Origin of the sequence: Micromonospora sp. WMMD956, assembly GCF_029626125.1 — a bacterium.
Classification (GTDB): Bacteria; Actinomycetota; Actinomycetes; order Mycobacteriales; family Micromonosporaceae; genus Micromonospora; species Micromonospora carbonacea.
This window is the reverse complement of sequence record NZ_JARUBI010000005.1, coordinates 2510442-2526608: the sequence shown is the minus strand read 5'-3', so window position 1 is coordinate 2526608 and position 16167 is coordinate 2510442. Positions and strand designations below refer to the sequence as shown.

Below are 16167 nucleotides of genomic sequence, written 5' to 3'. Positions count from 1 at the left end.
CTCAGCGCTCCGGCCGCTGGACCAGGTCGGTGAAGTCCTGCTCGTTGCGTTCGGCGAGCCACACGTACGCCCAGCCGACGGCGATGAGGAACGGGAAGGAGACCAGCCCCAGCAGCAGCCACGGCAGGTTGATCCCGAACACGGTGACCCGGCCGACCGAGGGCGCGATGGCGAACAGCCAGGGCAGGCCGCCCAGGCCGATCAGCACCACCAGGCTCAGCCGCAGCGCCAGGGCGAGCTGGGCCCGCACCAGGCCCCGGACCAGCGCCTCGCCGACGCGGGTCTGCTGGGCCAGCTCGGCGCGGGCCCGGTCGGCGTCGGGTTCCCGGCGGGACACCTCGGCCAGCACGATCCGGGTCCGGCCGGGCGCGGTCGGCGCTGCGCCTGTCGCCTGGCCCGGGGTGCCGCCCGGTGCCTCGTCCCGGGCGGTCGCCCGGGGCGACGGTACGGGGTCGTCGGGTGCGGCCACCCCGGCAGTCTGGCCCGATCGGTGGGAATGTCAAGACCGACGGGCAATGCCCGGGACGTCGGGACCCGAGGGCCCTGCCTGCGGTCACGCCGCGTCGGCGTGGCCCTCGGTGGTGCGGATGGTGACGATGCGACGGAGCACGTCGAGTGCGTGTTCGGCCTCGTCGCGGCTGACCGGCGCGGTGCGGGAGGTGACGTAGCTGGTCAGGGCGTCGCGGATGATGTCGGATCGGCGGGTCTCGGCGTGCTCGGCGAGGCGGTCGAGTTGTTCCACGAGCGCGACGGGCAGGCGTGTGCTGACCAGCATCATGGGCGTCGCAGGTGCGACGCCGGACGCTGGTGCTGCGGTCATGGACTGGATGACCGGTGCCAGGCTGTCGGTGCTCTGGAACCATGCGACGACCTCGTCCTTGGTCATCCGGTCGAAGTCCGGCTCGGTCACAGGACTCGCCTCCTCCACTCGTCGAGGTCCGCGCCCCGGAGGGCACGGGCCCCTAGGATCTTGTATGTCTGGGTGGCGCCGATGCGGTCACAGAGCGCGGCGACGACGCGGCCGCTGTCGGCCAGGCCCATGACGATGAGCAGCAGGTCCCCGATGGCGCGTTCGTAGCGCAGGCCGGGAGGGGCGTAGAGGGCCTGGGTCGTCTCGTCCACGCCGACGCCGTTGTGGCGAGCGTTGTCCAGGCCCTCGTCGGTCCACACGTACTCGCGATCCGGCACCTCGCCACCGTAACACGTCGTAATACGTCGTGCTGTGCACAACCTGTGGAGAACTCTCCACACCTGTGGATAACTCCGTGGATAACCCGTGGACGAGCGCTGTGGACAACCCGCCCCGTCAGCGGTTCCAGTCCTGCTTGGCGGCGCGGACCAGCTTGTCCTTCAGCTCGCGGGTGTGCCGGCGGCTCACCGGCAGCTCCGTCGAGTCGACCACCACCACGTAGCCGGAGTTGACCAGCCGCAGCTCGGCGATGAGCTTGAGCTGCACCAGGTACGACCGGTGGATGCGGACGAACCCGGCGTCCGCCCAGCGCTCGGCGAGGGTGGCCAGCGACACCCGCACCAGGTGCGAGCCGTCAGCGGTGTGCAGCCGGGCGTAGTCGCCCTGCGCCTCCACCCAGCGCACCGCCGACCGGGGCAGCATCCGGGTCGTCCCGGCCAGCTCGATCGGGATCGTCGGGTCCTCCTCGGCGCGGGCCAGCGCCGCCGGGTGCGTGGCGACCACCCGGGAGCCGATGACCCGGCGCAGCGACTCGGCCAGCCGCTCCGCCCGCACCGGCTTGCGCACGTAGTCGGTCGCGCCCAGGTCGAAGGCGTCCACGGCCCCGTCGTCGTACGCGGTGACGAAGACGATCGCCGGGGGCCGGGCGAACCGGCGCAGCACCCGGGCCAGCTCCATGCCGTCGAGGCCGGGCATCCGGATGTCGAGGAAGACCACGTCCACGTCGGCGTCGCGGAGCACCCGCAGCGCCTCGGTGGCGTCGCCCGCCGTGTGCAGCCGGGCCACCCGCGGGTCGGCCCGCAGGTGGTACGCCAGCTCGTCCAGCGCCGGTGGCTCGTCGTCGACGGCGAGCACCCGCAGGAAGCCGGGGGTGGTCACGAGGCGACCCGCACACCGGGGTGGAACTTCGGCACCCGCATGCTCACCTTCGTGCCGGAGCCGAGGCCGGTCTCGACGACCAGGCCGAACCGGTCCCCGAAGGCCGAGCGGAGCCGCTCGTCGACGTTCGACAGGCCGACGTGCTGGCCCGGGTCGTCGGTGGGGTCGCTGCCGGCCCCGGCCAGCTCCGCGATGCCGGCGGTCAGTGTCGTCGGGTCCATGCCCACTCCGTCGTCCTCCACCGTGATGTGGCACTCGGCACCCGCGTCGCGGGCCTCGATGCTCACCATGCCGGGGCCGGGCTTGCGGGACAACCCGTGCCGGACGGCGTTCTCCACCAACGGCTGGAGGCAGAGGAACGGCAGGGTCACCGGCAGCACCTCCGGGGCGATCTGCAACCGCACCTGCAACCGGTCGCCGAACCGGGCCCGCTCGATGGTCAGGTAGCGGTCGATGGAGCGCAGCTCCTCCGCGAGGGTGGTGAACTCGCCGTGCGCCCGGAAGGAGTAGCGGGTGAACTCGGCGAACTCCAGGATCAGTTCCCGGGCCCGCTCCGGGTCGGTGCGCACGAAGGAGCCGATGGCGGTCAGCGCGTTGTAGATGAAGTGCGGGCTGATCTGGGCGCGCAGCGCGCGCACCTCGGCGCGGGCCAGCCGCTCCCGGGAGGCGTCCAGCTCGGCCAGGGCGAGCTGGTTGCCGGCCCAGTGCGCCGTCTCCAGGGTGGCCTGCACCAGCCCCGGGGCGGGCTGGTCGTCGGCGACGGCGATCAGCGCGCCGACCACCCGGCCGTCGGCGCGCAGCGGCGCGACCACCGCGCCCCGCACCGGGCAGTCGACCCGGTCGCAGTGCAGCTCCGCCTCCCCCAGCACCGTCGACCGCCCGCCGTCGGCCGCCCGCCGGGCCGCCGCGACGAGCTGGTCGGCGTGGTGCGTGCCGCGCCCGTCGAGGGCGAGCAGCGCGTCCCGGTCCGTCAGGGCCAGCCCGGCCGCGCCCACGAGGGCCCGCAGGTGGCGTACGGCCTTCGCCGCGCCCGCCGCGCTCAGGCCCGTGCGCAGCGGCTCGGCGGCCAGCCCGGCGGTGTGCAGCACCTCGTACGTGGCGCGCTGGGTGGCCGTGGCGATGCCCCGGCGGGCGCGCAGCCGCACCACCGCGTAGAGGGCGGCGCCCAGCGCGGTGCCGAGGGAGACGACGCCGAGCACGGCGGAGACGTTGCCAGCCACCCCGCGATCCTGACGGCTGGCGCTGCCCCGCGCCAGCCCCGCGTCAGTATGCGCCCTTGCGGGCCAGCACCACGCCCACGGTGCGCCACAGGATGCTCAGGTCGTAGGCCAAAGACCAGTTGTCGACGTAGTAGAGGTCGAGCCGGACGGCCTCGTCCCAGGACAGGTCGGAGCGGCCGGAGACCTGCCACAGCCCCGTCATGCCGGGCCGCACCAGCAGCCGGCGGCGCACGTCGCCGAGGAAGTCGCCGTCGTCGGCGGGCAGCGGACGCGGCCCCACCAGCGACATCTCGCCCCACAGCACGTTGATCAACTGGGGCAGCTCGTCGAGCGAGGAGGCCCGCAGGAAGCGGCCCACCGGGAAGACCCGGGGGTCGTGCTTCATCTTGAACAGCATGCCGTCGGTCTCGTTCTGGTCGACGAGGCCGGCGAGGCGGTCCTCGGCGTCGACGTACATGGTGCGGAACTTCCACACCCGGAACGTGCGGCCCTCGTGGCCGACCCGGGGCTGACGGAAGAAGACCGGGCCGGGGTCGGAGAGCCGGATCGCCACCCCGATCGCCGCGAACACCGGGACGAGCAGCAGCAGGCCGAGGCCGGCGGCGACCCGGTCCATCAGGTTCTTGGCCAGCAGCGCCGGGCCCGACAGGGTCGGCTCCTCGACGTGCAGCAGGGGCAGCCCCTCGATGGGGCGGATGTGCACCCGGGGGCCGGCGATGTCGGTGAGCTGCGGGGCCACCACCAGGTCCACGCCGGAGCCTTCGAGCTGCCAGGCCAGCCGGCGCAGCTCGCCCGGCTCGGCGCTGGCGGAGCCGCAGACCGCGATCGTGTCGCCGCCGACCTCCCGCACCAGGGCGAGGACGTCGCGGCCCGCGTAGACCGGGACGGGGGTCTGGATGCCCCGGGCCGCCGCGTAGCCGTCGGTGATGTGGATGGCCACCGGGACCAGCCCGGCGCTCGGGTTGCGGGTGACCGCGGTGTAGACCTCCAGGCACTCCGGCAGGGTGCCGACCAGCACCATCCGGTGCCCGGCCTGGCCGACCCGGCGGCGCACCGCGTGCAGGGTGAACCGGGCGAGGATGCGGCCCAGCAGGATCAGCACCAACGCCCCGAGCAGCGCGAAACCGACCGACCACCGCGACAGGTCGGTCTTGGTGGCGAAGGCGATGAACGAGACGGTGGCGGCCACCGCCACCCCGGCGCGGATCACCCGCTTGAACTCGTCGGGCCCGAGCCCCATGTAGCGCCGGTCGTAGGCCCGGTTGCCCCAGAGGATGACCAGCCAGCCGAGCGGCAGCAGCAGGAACGCGACCGTGTAGAACCAGGTCGGGTCCGCCTGGGCGTTGTAGAAGCCGGCCCGGGCCTGCCCGAACGCCTCCTGGGCGATCCAGTCGGCCAGCACCACGGCGAGGAAGTCGACCAGCAGCAGGGTGGCCGTGTAGGGGCGGTGCCAGCGGGAGACGCGTCGGCGGGCCCGCGCCCACGCCGACCGGGGGACACCGTTGTGGGACGGCGGTGTCGGCGGCTGGATCTCGAAGCTGTCGACGTGCCGCACGAGTTGGCTCCGGCCTGTGTTGGTTACCGGGCGCTGGAGGCTAGTCGTCACCTCACCCATGTCCTCCCGCATGACGCGCGCCGCTCACTCGTAGTGAGGGCCCGGGTCGCCCACCGTTCAGTTTCCCACGCGGGGCCCGCACCGGACGTCGACCCGAGGGACTTCGCGCACAGTGCGCCGCGTGGGATCCGGCCGGCTCCACCTCAGGTGCGAAAAGCCGGGGACCGGGCCACTATACCGATGGATGACGGGCCGGGTAGAGGCGCGGACCGGGAGCATCGGCGCTCCCGAGGCGATTCCCCTCCGTAACCCCCCAGTGTCGTTACTCACCGTACGATGCGTGACAACCGTCGGTCAGCGAGCGGCTTCCCGCCGGTCTGGCAGGTCGGGCAATATTGCAGGCTCGAATCGGCGAAGCTGACCTCCCGCACCGTGTCGCCGCAGACGGGGCAGGGCAGGCCGGTGCGGGCGTGCACGGCCAGCCCCGAGCGCTTCTCGCCCTTCAGCTCCGCCGCCCGGTGCCCCAGCGACCGGGACACCGCGTCGCCCAGCACCCGCCCGGTCGCCGCGTGCAGGGCGGCGACCTGCTCGTCGGTGAGCCGGTCGGTCAGCGCGAACGGCGACAGCTTCGCCGCGTGCAGGATCTCGTCGGAGTACGCGTTGCCCACCCCGGCCAGCACCGACTGGTCCGTCAGCACCCCCTTGACCTGGCCCCGCCGGCTGCGGATGCGCGCGGCGAACGTGGGCAGGTCGGCGGCGAGCGCGTCGGGGCCTAGCTTCGCCACCCCCGGCACCGTCGCCGGGTCGGCCACCAGGTAGGCGGCCAGCTTCTTCTGGGTGCCCGCCTCGGTCAGGTCGAAGCCGGAGCCGTCGTCGAGCCGCACCCGCAGGGCGATCGGCCCCTTGCCGGGGCGCAGTGGCGCGCCGGACGGGAACGACTCCCGGTAGTGCAGCCAGCCGGCCCGCGCCAGGTGCACCACCAGGTGCAGGCCGCCCTCGAAGGCGACGTCGAGGAACTTGCCGTGCCGCCGCGCGTCGGTCACGGCGCGCCCCGACACGGCGGCGGGCGTCGGGTCGTACGTCTTCAGGGCGCTGATCGCGGCGACCTCGACCCGGTCGACGCGCCGGGACACGGCGCGCTCCCGCAGGTAGCCGGCGAGCGCTTCCACCTCGGGAAGTTCGGGCATGCTGCAACGGTAGCCTTCGTACCCGTGAGAATCGTGGTGGCGCACAACCGGTACCGGGAAGCCCAGCCGTCCGGCGAGAACACCATCGTCGACGCGGAGATCGCCCAGCTTCGCGCGGCCGGGGTGGAGGTGCTGCCGTTCCTGCGCAGCTCCGACGAGATCCCGAGCCTGCCGAAGACGGCGAAGGCGCTGCTGCCGATCTCACCGATCTACGCCCCCCGCGCCCAGCAGGAGCTGAGCCGGCTGATCACCGAGCACCGGCCGGACGTGCTGCACCTGCACAACCCGTACCCCCTGCTCTCGCCCTGGGTGGTGCGGACCGCGCACAAGCACGATGTGCCGGTGGTGCAGACGGTGCACAACTACCGGCAGGTCTGCTCCTCCGGGCTCTACTTCCGCGACGGGGTGATCTGCCAGGACTGCCGGGGCCGGGCGCTGGGCGTGCCGGCGATCGTGCACCGCTGTTACCGGGGGTCGCGGGCGCAGAGCGCGCTGATGGCCACGACCCTGGCCGTGCACCGGGGCACCTGGCACTCGGTGGACCGCTTCATCGCCCTGACCAGCGCCGTCGGCGACCACCTGCGCGACTACGGGGTGCCCGCGGACCGGATCGTGGTGAAGCCGAACGGCATTCCCGACCCGGGCACGCCCGCGCCGCTGGGCGACGGCTTCCTCTACATGGCGCGGCTGTCGCCGGAGAAGGGCCTGGGGCTGCTGCTGGACGCCTGGCGGCGGCACCCGGACGGCTCCCTCGGCCCGCTGCGCATCGCCGGGGACGGCGAGCTGCGTCACCTGGCCGAGGCCGCCGCCGCCGAGCGCGCCGACGTGACCTATCTCGGGCCGCTGGACCGCGCCGGGGTGCGCGCCGCCATCGAGGCCAGCGCGGTGATCATCGCCGCGTCCACCTGGCACGACGTGCTGCCCACGGTGATCATCGAGGCGCTGGCCAGCGGGCGGCCGGTGCTCGGCACCGCCCTCGGCGGCATCCCGTACCTCGTCGGCGCGGACGCCCCCCGCGAGCCCGCCGGCACCGGCCCGGCCGCCGTCGCCACGGCCGCCCCCGGGGTGGGCCGCGTCCCGCTGCCGCACGGCGTGCAGGAGGGCGAGACGGGCTGGGTGGTGGCCCCGGAGCCGGCCGCGCTGGCCGCCGCGCTGCCGGTCGCCCGCGCGGGCGCGGCGGCGCTGGCCGCCCCGGCGCGGCTGCGCTACGAGCGCACGTTCCACCCCGACGTGGTCACCAAGCGCCTGATCGACGTGTACGCCTCGCTGGCGCGCTGAGCCCTCCCGGGCCTTCCGGCTGCTACGAGGCGAGCCGCTCGGGCGCGTGGCGGCGGGGGCCGGTCGGCTCGACGGCGCGCACGGGCCTGTCGGTCTCGGCCTGGTTGATCCCTGCCCGGTTGATTTCTGCCTGGTTGGCCTCGACCCTGTTGATCTCGGCCCACAGCGCGTCGAGGGAGAGGCCGAGGACGTCGGCGATGGCCGCGATGGTCGGGAAGGCGGGGGTAGCCACGCGACCCGACTCGATCTTGCGGAGGGTCTCCGGCGAGACGCGGGCGTCGAGCGCGGTCTGGAGCATCGGGCGGTCCCCCCGGGCGTGGCGCAACAGCGCGCCGAGGCGCTGCCCGCGCTCGACCTCCTCGGGGGTGAGCGGCAACCTGACCATGCGGCCGATTCTAGTACCGGGATAGTATGGCCGGGATAGTTATTGGTGGCACGAGGAAGGCGCCGCATGATCGAGATCCTGAGCCCCACCCAACTGCCCCGTGCGCGGGAGGCCGGCGCCCTGGTCGCCGACATCCTCCAGACGCTGCGGGGCCGCTGCGAGGTGGGCACCAACCTCCTCGACATCGACCGGTGGGCCCAGGCCATGATCGTCGACGCCGGTGCGTCGTCCTGCTACGTCGACTACGCGCCGTCCTTCGGGCGCGGGCCCTTCGGCCACTACATCTGCACCTCCGTCAACGACGCCGTGCTGCACGGGCTGCCCCACGACTACGCGCTCGCCGACGGCGACCTGCTCTCCCTCGACCTCGCCGTCTCCGTGGGCGGCGTCGTCGCCGACTCCGCCATTAGCTTCATCGTCGGCGACTCGAAGCCCGCGCAGAGCCTGGAGCTGATCGCCGCGACCGAACGCGCGCTCGCCGCCGGCATCGCCGCCGCCGGGCCCGGGGCACGCATCGGCGACATCTCGCACGCGATCGGCACGGTTCTGCAAGATGCGGGCTACCAGGTCAACACGCAGTTCGGCGGGCACGGCGTCGGGTCGACGATGCACCAGGACCCGCACGTGTCCAACACCGGGCGGCCCGGCCGGGGCTACAAGCTGCGCCCCGGGCTGCTGCTGGCCCTGGAGCCATGGATCATGGCGGACACCGCCGAGCTGGTCACCGACGAGGACGGCTGGACGCTGCGCAGCAAGACGGGCTGCCGCACGGCACACAGCGAGCACACGATCGCCATCACCGACGACGGCACCGAGATCCTCACCCTCCCGAGGCAGCCGCACCCGTGAGGTCGCAGCCCCGGTCCGTCAAACCCTCCCGAACAGTCGACCTGCCCTGCTCCGGTCCAGCCGATGCCCGGACCGGATGGTCCGGGCATCGGCCCGTTCAGCCTGCTCGGCGGGCTTTGCGCGACTCGTGTCCGGATCGGGCAGCGGCTCAGGCCCAGTCGTCGCCGTCGGACAGCAGGATCATCTGGTGGGCGTCGAGCGACTCTCCCAGCGCGGCGAACTTCTCCGCCGTCCACGCGGGCGGCAGCTTGCCGGACGGGTCGGGATCCTCGCCGTGCTGGAGAAAGAACTCCTCGGCCCCCGCCGGGGTGTAGAAGACCAGCAGCTTGGCCTCCTCCGTGCCGAGGTTCCTGAACCCGTGACGGGTGCCACGCGGGATGTAGACGAAGTCGCCCGGACCGGCGGTGAAGGTGCGGTCGCCGTTGATGAACCGGAACTCGCCGGACACCACGTAGAAGGCCTCGTCCTCGGCTCCGTGAGCGTGCGGAAGGTTGCCGAACCCGGGCGCGATCCGGCCTTCCATCAGGCTCAACCGGCCATCGGTCCGGCTCCCCGTGACCTTGACGCGCATGATCTCCTGCCCGCCGTTGAGCAGCTTGACCGCGCCTTCGGTGTCGCGTACCACGAAGCCGTTGGCGGCGGTCCAGATCGGGTCACTCCGGTCAGGCCGCGAGTTGAGCGGATTCATGCCGATCACCCTGCCTTCCGTTCTGGTCGGGCACCGAGGCCCAGTTCGCCGCACCGGCGAGGTCGCCACCGTCGACGACCAGGTCCGCCCCGGTGACGAATCGGGAACCGTCGCCGGCGAGGAAGAGCACGGCGCCGGCGATGTCGGCCGGCTGCCCGACGCGCTTGAGGGCGACGTGGGCGGTGTCGAAGTCGGCGCCGTCGGTCAACGGCGTCTCGGTCTGCCCGGGGTGGACGGCGTTGACCCGGATGCCGTCCGCGCCGAGCTCCAGGGCGGCGGCCCTGGTGAGCCCGCGGACCGCCCACTTGCTCGTGATGTAACCGGTCATCAGCGGGTAGGCGCGGAACGCGCCGATCGAGCCGACGTTGATGATCGAACCTCCGCCGACCTGCCGCATCGCGGGCGCGACGGCGGCGATGCCGTGGAACAGCCCCATCACGTTCACGTCCAGCACCCGCCGGAACGCCTCCTCGCTCTGCTCCGCGAACGGCGCGATGGCGGCGACGCCCGCGTTGTTGACGAGCACGTCCACCCGCCCGTACGCGCGCTGCGCCTGGGCCACGACCCGCGACCAGGCTCCGGCGTCCCGCACGTCCAGCTCCACGAACCGTGCCCGCTCGCCGAGGGCCGTTGCGAGCTCGCCTCCCTCGGCGACGTGGACGTCGGCGATCACCACTGTCGCGCCTGCGGCGTGCAGCGCCCGTGCCACCCCCGCACCGATTCCCTGTGCCCCGCCGGTGACGATCGCCGTTCGCCCGGCCAACTCCCCTGACATGCCGTGCCTCCCTTGTGCTGGGTTCCGCTCGGCTCACCGTACGAACTTCGTTGAACGCTGGTCAATGAGATTGGAATCACTGAACAGTGTTCAATGAACGGCGTGCAACACTGGCTGTGGGATCGACGCGTAGGTCGACGCGTGAATCGACGGGTGAATCGACGGGTGAGGAGCGCAGGCACGTGACCGGACCGACCACGAAACGCCAGGCCGCCGCCGAGCAGACCCGCCAGCGGCTGCTGGCTGCGGCGATGGAGGAGTTCTCCCGGCGGCCCTATGTCGAGGTGACGGTCGGTGACATCGCCCGCGCCGCCGGTGTGTCCCAAGGGCTGCTCGCTCACCACTTCGACAACAAGTGCGGCGCATACCTGGCCGCGCTACGCGCGGCCCGCCGCGACCTCGGGAGCCTGCCGGCCACCCGCCCGGACCTGCCCCCCGGCGCTCGCATCCGCCTCTACTGGGAAGGTCACTTCACCTACCTGGCGGACCATCCGGACCTGGCGCTCAACCTCGTCCTGTCCGACTCCGGTCCACCCGAAGGCACCGCCGAATTCGAAGCCGCCCGCCGCGAGGGCCTCCACGACCTCTGCCTGATCCTCGGGCTCGACCCCGACAACCCCGCCGTCGCCATGGCGCTACGGGCCTTCGGCGACGGAGTGGACCGGCTCACCGTGGAATGGCTTCGCGCGGGACAACCGTTCAACGTCCCGGTGCTCGTCGAGGCGAGCATCCAACTCCTGGTCGGCGCTGTCCGCGCACTGCCCCTCATGGACGCCGGCATCCGGGTCGACAAGGCCGTCCGCCTGCTCCTCAGGAAGCCGCCAGCCGACCAGGGCCGCTGACCGATGCGAGCAGCGCAAGGTCGTGCTCGATCGTGGAATGAGTGGCCTCCAAGCGGTGACGACACCACTCTTTCCCTGATCGAGCACGACCTTGCTCCCTGATCCGAGCGCGACCCGAGCTGAGATGGGTCGACCCCGCTCCCAGGGCCAAGCCATCTCGTACGCCCAGGGCGGCCGGCGCAGTGACCCGCCGATCAGTGGGTAGATCTTGGAAGAAGTCGGCCCCTGGAGGGGCCATCTGATTCCAAGATCTGTGTCTGCCTCTACCACTCGTCCGCTGCTCTGAGTGGGGGCTCGGTGGCGGAGGCGGTGCCTGCGGGGCGGGGCGTGGCGTCGTGGGCCCGGGTTTGTTCCGCCGCCCGGCCTTCCGCCGGCCGGCAGGTGGCGGAGGCGGCGTCGATGACGTTGCGGGCGGCGGTCGCCACCCGACACTCCAGCACCCGGCACACCCGGCAGCGGCCGTCCGGCCCGGCCCGGTGATCGCGGAGCACCGCCCTGGCGGTCAGGACCAGCCGGTTGCGGATCTGGGCCAGTGACAGGAACGGCCCGGTCATGCTCAGGTCACCCCGACGGCGACGGCGAGCTGGACGATGGTGGCCGGGGCGTGCGGGTCGCGGGCGATCTGGGCGAGCACCTCCCGGGCGGCTGGGCGGTGGCGTACCTCTGCGGGTGCCAGCCGGTCCGCGTCGAGCAGCACCCGACCCGCGCGGGCCGAGTCGTCGGCCCAGGCGTAGGCGCGGGCCGCGTCGACCAAATGCGCCGCGCGGTGCTCCACCGGCAGCCACCGCCAGCCGTCCCGCCGGGTCGTCCGCTCGTGCCAGGCGACCGCTTCGCCCGCGTCGCCCAGGTCGAGGGCTGCGGCGGCGCGGGCCAGGTCGACGGCCGTCGGCCCGAACGCCGTACGGTGATGATCGTGGCCGTCGCCCACCCGGGCGGACATGCCGGCGGCCTCGTCGAGCAGCTCGTCGACGGCGCGGTCGTCGCCCCGGCGGGCCGCCGACAGGGCCCCCTGCACCAGCAGCGTCCCGCACAACGACAACGCCCCGGGGGCGCCCTCCGCCGGATCGTCCGGCGCGATCTTGTACGCGGCAGCCAGCACCGCCGACTGCGCCGCCCGCGCCCGCCCCGCCGCGCGGAACACCTGACCGAGCTGCACCGCGGCGGCGGCCACCAGCACGGGATCGCCGGTCGCGGCGGCCATCGCCCGGTCCGCCGCCAACCAGCCCAGCTCCACCTCGCCGAGCTTCACCAGCACCGACGCGGCGAGCCGGTATCCCTCCACCACCAGTGGCCGGCCCCACCCCGGATCGTCGGCGGCGGCCCGCTGCACCCCGGCCAGCAGGCCCGGCACGACGGCGACGGCCTGCGGATAGCGGGCATGCTGAAACGTCACCCACGCGTGCTCGACGTCCCGGGCCAACCGGTCCGCCGGCACGGCACCGTCGCGGGCCGACGGCCGACCCAGAGCGATCTCGTACGTCGACAGGGCCTCCCGGATCCGCTCCACCCCCTCGACCCGCTCGGCCGTGGCGGCGGGCCGGGCGTCGCGGCCGAGCAGCACGGCGGTGTCGATCCGCAGCACGGCGGCGATGTCCCGCAACGTCGACACCTTGTCCAGCGACCGCACACCCCGCTCGACCTTGTCGACCCAGGACTTCGACCTGCCGAGCCGATCGGCGAACACCTGCTGCGACAGCCTCCGCCGCCCCCGCCAGTACGCCACCCGCCGGCCCACCGGCAGCAGCTCAGGGCTGTTCACGCTGCCACCGCCGGTCCGGCTTCGCCCGGGTGCTCTCCTCGGCGGGGATCCGCTCCGCCTCGGCCTGGGCGAGGATCCGCTGCCGGGCGGCCTCCCGTTCGGCCGCCTGGATCTGCTCGCCCCGGTCCTCGCGCTCGGGCTTCCGCCGCGCCGTCACGACCAGCGCCCCGCTCGGTCGCCCCCGGCGAGGGCCGGCACCGGCCGTTCCGACAGGTAGGGCACCCGCGCCACGCCGACGGCCCGGTATGCCGCGGGCCGGTCCGGGGCTGTCCTCGGAGGACAGCGGCAGTCGGGCGGGTTCGCGCGGCGGCGCTCGAAGGGCCAGAGCAGGTGCAGCAGGCCGGGGCGCGTCGGGTTCTTCGCATGCCGAGCCATGAGTCCTCCCGAGAGGCTTTCTGGTCCATCAAATTAGGAGTCCAGAAAAGTAGGCTAGCTATCCGATCCTGATTTGGGAACTCACGGCGTGTCGCCGGATCGGCGGCGGCAGGGGCGGGATACTCGCCGCATGGTCACCCCGACGATCCAGCGGCGTCGCCTCGGCAACGCCCTCAAGCGCGCCCGCGAGGCGGCAGGCAAGACGCAGGAAGAGGCCGCCGAGATCATCGACTCGGCGTCGAGCAAGGTGAGCCGGCTGGAGCTGGGTCAGTCCGGCATCCGGCTGACCGACCTGAAGCTGCTGCTCGACTTCTACGGGGTGACCGGCGAGGAAGCCGAGCCGCTGCGGGAACTCGCCCGCGCCGGACGGCAGCGGGGGCGGTGGAGCGGCTACCGCAACGTCGTGCCGGACTGGTTCCGGCAGTATCTCGACCTGGAGGCGGACGCGGCGGAGATCCGCTGGTACCAGTCCGAGGTCATCCCCGGCATCCTCCAGACCGAGCCCTACATCCGGGCAATCATCGAAGGGGACGACGTAGAGCAGCAGACCGCAGTGCGCCTCGAACGACAAAAGGTCATCGATCGCCCGGACGGGCCGGAGCTGAACTTCATCCTCAGCGAGTCGGCGCTGCGGCGGAACCTCGGCGACCGGGCGGCGATGCGGGACCAGTTGTCCCATATTGCCGCTGTCGCCAAGCGCTCGAACGTGACGATCCAGGTCTTTCCGCTGGATGCCGAGACGTATGTGATTTCTTCGTACACCTTCATCATCCTCCGGTTCGGGGAGGAGGTCGCCTCGGACGTCGTCTACCTGGAGACGTTCACGGACGCGGATTACCTCGACAGCCCCGAGGCGCTCCGGTCATACAATCGGCTGTGGGATCGTCTCCGGGCTGCGGCCCTGGGGCCGGCGGAGTCCCGGAAACTCATCCTGCGGATCGCCGACGAGATGAAGTAGAGGCTGACATGTCGAACCCGGACCTCACCGGCGCGGTGTGGCGCAAGTCCACCCGCAGCGACGGCAACGGCGGCGCGTGCGTCGAGGTGGCGGACCTCCGCGACGGGGTGGCCGTCCGTGACAGCAAAGACAAGTCCGGCCCGACGCTGGCCTTCGACGCCCACGGCTGGCGAACGTTCGTCGACTCCCTCAAGAGCAACTAGCGCCGCCGCTCGCACCAGCGAGGCAGTAACGTGCCCCGGCTCCCTCTTTCGGAGCCGGGGCACGCCCTTTCCGCAGCCGTTACCAGGTCCGCCGCCAGGCATGTGGGGCAACACTGAACGCGGCAGAACGCCGTCCTGGCATCGTGCGAGACGCGTCGGACCAACGGGGTCTCCCAACGCCCCGACCTCCACAGCACGCCGATCTTGCACTTTCGGCCCCTCGGCTGGGTTCTTAATTCCCTTTTGTCGGGGCCGAAACTGCAAGATCGCTCTGGGCTGGGGCGGGCGAGATGGCGGCCGGAGCAGGCCCCAATCTCGGCTCAGGTGGGTTCCTGGGTCTCCGCGTGCTCCCTGCGGAAGTGTTCGAGGATGGCGGAGTCGTCTTCGAGGTTGGGGTGGTCGACCTGTCGTTCGAGTTCGACGATGTGTTCGAATTGCTGGATTGCCTGGTCGAGGTCACCGCCCGCGTGGTGGATCATCGCGATGTTGTACCGGATATGGATCTCGCCAGCGCTGTTGCCGGCTTCCCGATGGATGGGGAGGGCCTGGCGGTAGTGGTCGAGGGCCTTCTGCCGATCCCCTAGCGCATGGTAGGCGTGGCCGATGTTGTTGAGGGTGGTGGCTTCGCCGATGCGGTCGCCGACTTCCCGCCGGATGGGGAGGGCCTGGTGGTAGTGGTCGAGCGCCTTCTGTCGGTCTCCCAGCCCGTCGTATGCGTTGCCGATGTTGTTGAGGGCGATGGCTTCGCCCGCGCGGTCGCCGACTTCCCGTGCGACGGGTAGGGCCTGGTGGTAGTGGTCGAGGGCCCGCTGTCGGTCCCCTAGCCTGTGGTATGCGTGGCCGATGTTGTTGAGCGTGGTGGCTTCGCCGGCGCGGTCACCAACCTCCCGCCGGATGGGCAGGGCTTGGTGGTAGTGGTCGAGGGCCCGCTGTTGGTCTCCCCGCCCGTCGTATACGCCGCCGATGTTGGTGAGGGTGATGGCTTCGCCGGCGCGGTCGCCGACTTCCCGCTGGATGGCAAGGGCCTGGTGGCAGTGGTCGAGGGCGCGCTGCCAGTCTCTCAGCCCGTCGTACGCGTGGCCGATGTTGTTGAGGGTGGTGGCTTCGCCGGCGCGGTCGCCGACCTTCCGCTGGATGGCAAGGGCTTGGTGGTAGTGGTCGAGGGCCCGCTGTTGGTCACCCCGCCCGCCGTACACGTTGCCGATGTTGGTGAGGGTTACGGCTTCGCCGGCGCGGTCGCCGACTTCCCGCTGGATGGGGAGGGCCTGGTGGTAGTGGTCGAGGGCCTTCTGCCAGTCTCCCCGCCCGTGGTACACGGCGCCGATGTTGGTGAGGGTGCCGCCTACGCCGGCGCGGTTGCCGACCTCCCGCAGCAGGGGGAGGGCTTCGCGGTAGTGGTCGAGGGCCTTCTGCCGGTCGCCCAGCCCGTGGTAGGTGTGGCCGATGTTGTTGAGGGTGGCGGCCTCGCCGGCGCGGTTGCCGGCCTGCTGGTGGAAGGCCAGGGCCTGCTGATAGTCCTCCAACGCCAGCCAGGGCCGACCGGTTGCCGCTCGGGCCCAACCCCGATCGTAGAAGGCGTCGACGTCCGGGCCCAGGGTCAGGGTCGCGGTCGCCATGGCCTCTACGGCGGCGAACCGCGAGATGCCCAGCCACACCTGACACACCCGCGTACCGATGCTGCGGGCGATCTCCGGCTCCCGACCGACGACGGCGAGCCGATGCACCTCCGCCTGTCGGGCGATGGTCGTTGTCGCAGCGGGGGCGAGGGGACGTGCTCGTGAGGGTTCTGGGTCTTCCATGCCCCGGGCCACCCCTTCGTTCTGCGGGCCGTGGCAGCACCGGCGTGGGGCGGGTGCATCGGTCGTCAAGTCTCTTGCTACGACTGTCGGCGCGCGGTCGGTGAGTCGGAAACTCGTCACCTGAGCCGGCTTCTCCGGCCGGGCCCGGGATCCGAATGAAACGTACAGTGACCGCCATGGCCCGTCGTCGATCACCTGGCCGGGGTCATGGTGCCGGCGGGCAGAA

Annotated in this window: 19 protein-coding genes and 1 pseudogene; 5 read left to right on the top strand and 15 right to left on the bottom strand. The window is 72.2% G+C overall.

The features are described from left to right. Position 1 precedes the first annotated feature (1 nt). The 7 genes from O7628_RS11650 to O7628_RS11620 all read right to left on the bottom strand — a co-directional run bounded on the left by O7628_RS11650 (position 2) and on the right by O7628_RS11620 (position 6030). The gene (locus tag O7628_RS11650; RefSeq protein WP_043963597.1) at positions 2-352 is read right to left on the bottom strand and encodes a hypothetical protein; all 351 of its coding nucleotides are present in this window, start codon (positions 350-352) and stop codon (positions 2-4) included. A gap of 201 nt (positions 353-553) precedes the next feature. Continuing rightward, entirely contained in the window at positions 554-910 is a 357-nt protein-coding gene (locus tag O7628_RS11645) for a ribbon-helix-helix protein, CopG family (RefSeq protein ID WP_278130293.1), read from the bottom strand. Next, the gene (locus tag O7628_RS11640) at positions 907-1188 is read right to left on the bottom strand and encodes a hypothetical protein (protein ID WP_074478053.1); all 282 of its coding nucleotides are present in this window, start codon (positions 1186-1188) and stop codon (positions 907-909) included. Before O7628_RS11640 ends, O7628_RS11645 begins: the two co-directional genes overlap by 4 nt. Positions 1189-1306: 118 nt before the next feature. Then, the gene (locus tag O7628_RS11635) at positions 1307-2068 is read right to left on the bottom strand and encodes a LytTR family DNA-binding domain-containing protein (RefSeq protein ID WP_074478051.1); all 762 of its coding nucleotides are present in this window, start codon (positions 2066-2068) and stop codon (positions 1307-1309) included. Further along, positions 2065-3288 (bottom strand): histidine kinase, encoded by a 1224-nt coding sequence (locus O7628_RS11630; RefSeq protein WP_278130290.1) that lies wholly within the window; start codon positions 3286-3288, stop codon positions 2065-2067. Before O7628_RS11630 ends, O7628_RS11635 begins: the two co-directional genes overlap by 4 nt. Positions 3289-3331: 43 nt before the next feature. After that, a complete protein-coding gene (locus tag O7628_RS11625) occupies positions 3332-4903 on the bottom strand; it encodes a sugar transferase (protein WP_278136287.1) in 1572 nt (523 codons plus the stop codon). A gap of 266 nt (positions 4904-5169) precedes the next feature. Beyond that, complete coding sequence (locus O7628_RS11620; RefSeq protein WP_278130288.1) at positions 5170-6030, bottom strand: DNA-formamidopyrimidine glycosylase family protein; 861 nt, start codon at positions 6028-6030, stop codon at positions 5170-5172. Between the two features lie 24 nt (positions 6031-6054). Between O7628_RS11620 and O7628_RS11615 the strand changes: the two genes are divergently transcribed. After that, positions 6055-7308: a glycosyltransferase family 4 protein gene (locus O7628_RS11615; RefSeq protein WP_278130286.1), complete on the top strand. Its 1254-nt coding sequence runs from the start codon at positions 6055-6057 to the stop codon at positions 7306-7308. Between the two features lie 163 nt (positions 7309-7471). Here the strand turns inward: O7628_RS11615 and O7628_RS11610 are convergent. Next, a pseudogene (locus O7628_RS11610) lies at positions 7472-7693 on the bottom strand (helix-turn-helix transcriptional regulator); the annotation flags it as partial. A gap of 66 nt (positions 7694-7759) precedes the next feature. Between O7628_RS11610 and map the strand changes: the two are divergent. Beyond that, entirely contained in the window at positions 7760-8542 is a 783-nt protein-coding gene (map, locus tag O7628_RS11605; RefSeq protein ID WP_278130284.1) for a type I methionyl aminopeptidase, read from the top strand. 148 nt (positions 8543-8690) lie between these two features. On the opposite strand, the gene O7628_RS11600 is transcribed toward map, so the two are convergent. Both O7628_RS11600 and O7628_RS11595 read right to left on the bottom strand, forming a co-directional pair. After that, positions 8691-9230, bottom strand: a complete 540-nt coding sequence (locus O7628_RS11600; protein ID WP_278130282.1) for a cupin domain-containing protein — start codon at positions 9228-9230, stop codon at positions 8691-8693. Continuing rightward, entirely contained in the window at positions 9205-10005 is an 801-nt protein-coding gene (locus O7628_RS11595) for a glucose 1-dehydrogenase (protein ID WP_278130281.1), read from the bottom strand. The genes O7628_RS11600 and O7628_RS11595 overlap by 26 nt, the downstream gene beginning before the upstream one ends. A gap of 182 nt (positions 10006-10187) precedes the next feature. Between O7628_RS11595 and O7628_RS11590 the strand changes: the two genes are divergently transcribed. Continuing rightward, positions 10188-10847 carry a TetR/AcrR family transcriptional regulator gene (locus O7628_RS11590; protein ID WP_278130280.1) on the top strand — a complete coding sequence of 220 codons (660 nt, stop codon included), beginning with the start codon at positions 10188-10190 and terminating at the stop codon, positions 10845-10847. 263 nt (positions 10848-11110) lie between these two features. On the opposite strand, the gene O7628_RS11585 is transcribed toward O7628_RS11590, so the two are convergent. The 4 genes from O7628_RS11585 to O7628_RS11570 are packed head-to-tail and all read right to left on the bottom strand — an operon-like array spanning position 11111 to position 12981. Then, positions 11111-11401 (bottom strand): hypothetical protein, encoded by a 291-nt coding sequence (locus O7628_RS11585; RefSeq protein ID WP_278130279.1) that lies wholly within the window; start codon positions 11399-11401, stop codon positions 11111-11113. Positions 11402-11403: 2 nt separating this feature from the next. Continuing rightward, positions 11404-12606, bottom strand: coding sequence for a helix-turn-helix domain-containing protein (locus O7628_RS11580; protein ID WP_278130277.1), 1203 nt, complete (start codon positions 12604-12606; stop codon positions 11404-11406). After that, entirely contained in the window at positions 12593-12763 is a 171-nt protein-coding gene (locus O7628_RS11575; RefSeq protein WP_176734093.1) for a hypothetical protein, read from the bottom strand. Before O7628_RS11575 ends, O7628_RS11580 begins: the two co-directional genes overlap by 14 nt. Further along, positions 12760-12981, bottom strand: coding sequence for a hypothetical protein (locus tag O7628_RS11570; RefSeq protein WP_278130275.1), 222 nt, complete (start codon positions 12979-12981; stop codon positions 12760-12762). Before O7628_RS11570 ends, O7628_RS11575 begins: the two co-directional genes overlap by 4 nt. A 130-nt stretch (positions 12982-13111) precedes the next feature. Here O7628_RS11570 and O7628_RS11565 point away from each other — a divergent pair, with 130 nt between their 5' ends. Next, positions 13112-13939, top strand: a complete 828-nt coding sequence (locus O7628_RS11565) for a helix-turn-helix transcriptional regulator (RefSeq protein ID WP_278130273.1) — start codon at positions 13112-13114, stop codon at positions 13937-13939. 8 nt (positions 13940-13947) lie between these two features. Further along, positions 13948-14142, top strand: a complete 195-nt coding sequence (locus tag O7628_RS11560) for a DUF397 domain-containing protein (protein ID WP_278130271.1) — start codon at positions 13948-13950, stop codon at positions 14140-14142. A 320-nt stretch (positions 14143-14462) separates the two neighbouring features. Here O7628_RS11560 and O7628_RS11555 read toward each other — a convergent pair whose 3' ends face one another. Next, a complete protein-coding gene (locus O7628_RS11555) occupies positions 14463-15797 on the bottom strand; it encodes a tetratricopeptide repeat protein (RefSeq protein WP_278130270.1) in 1335 nt (444 codons plus the stop codon). Positions 15798-16167: the final 370 nt, after the last annotated feature.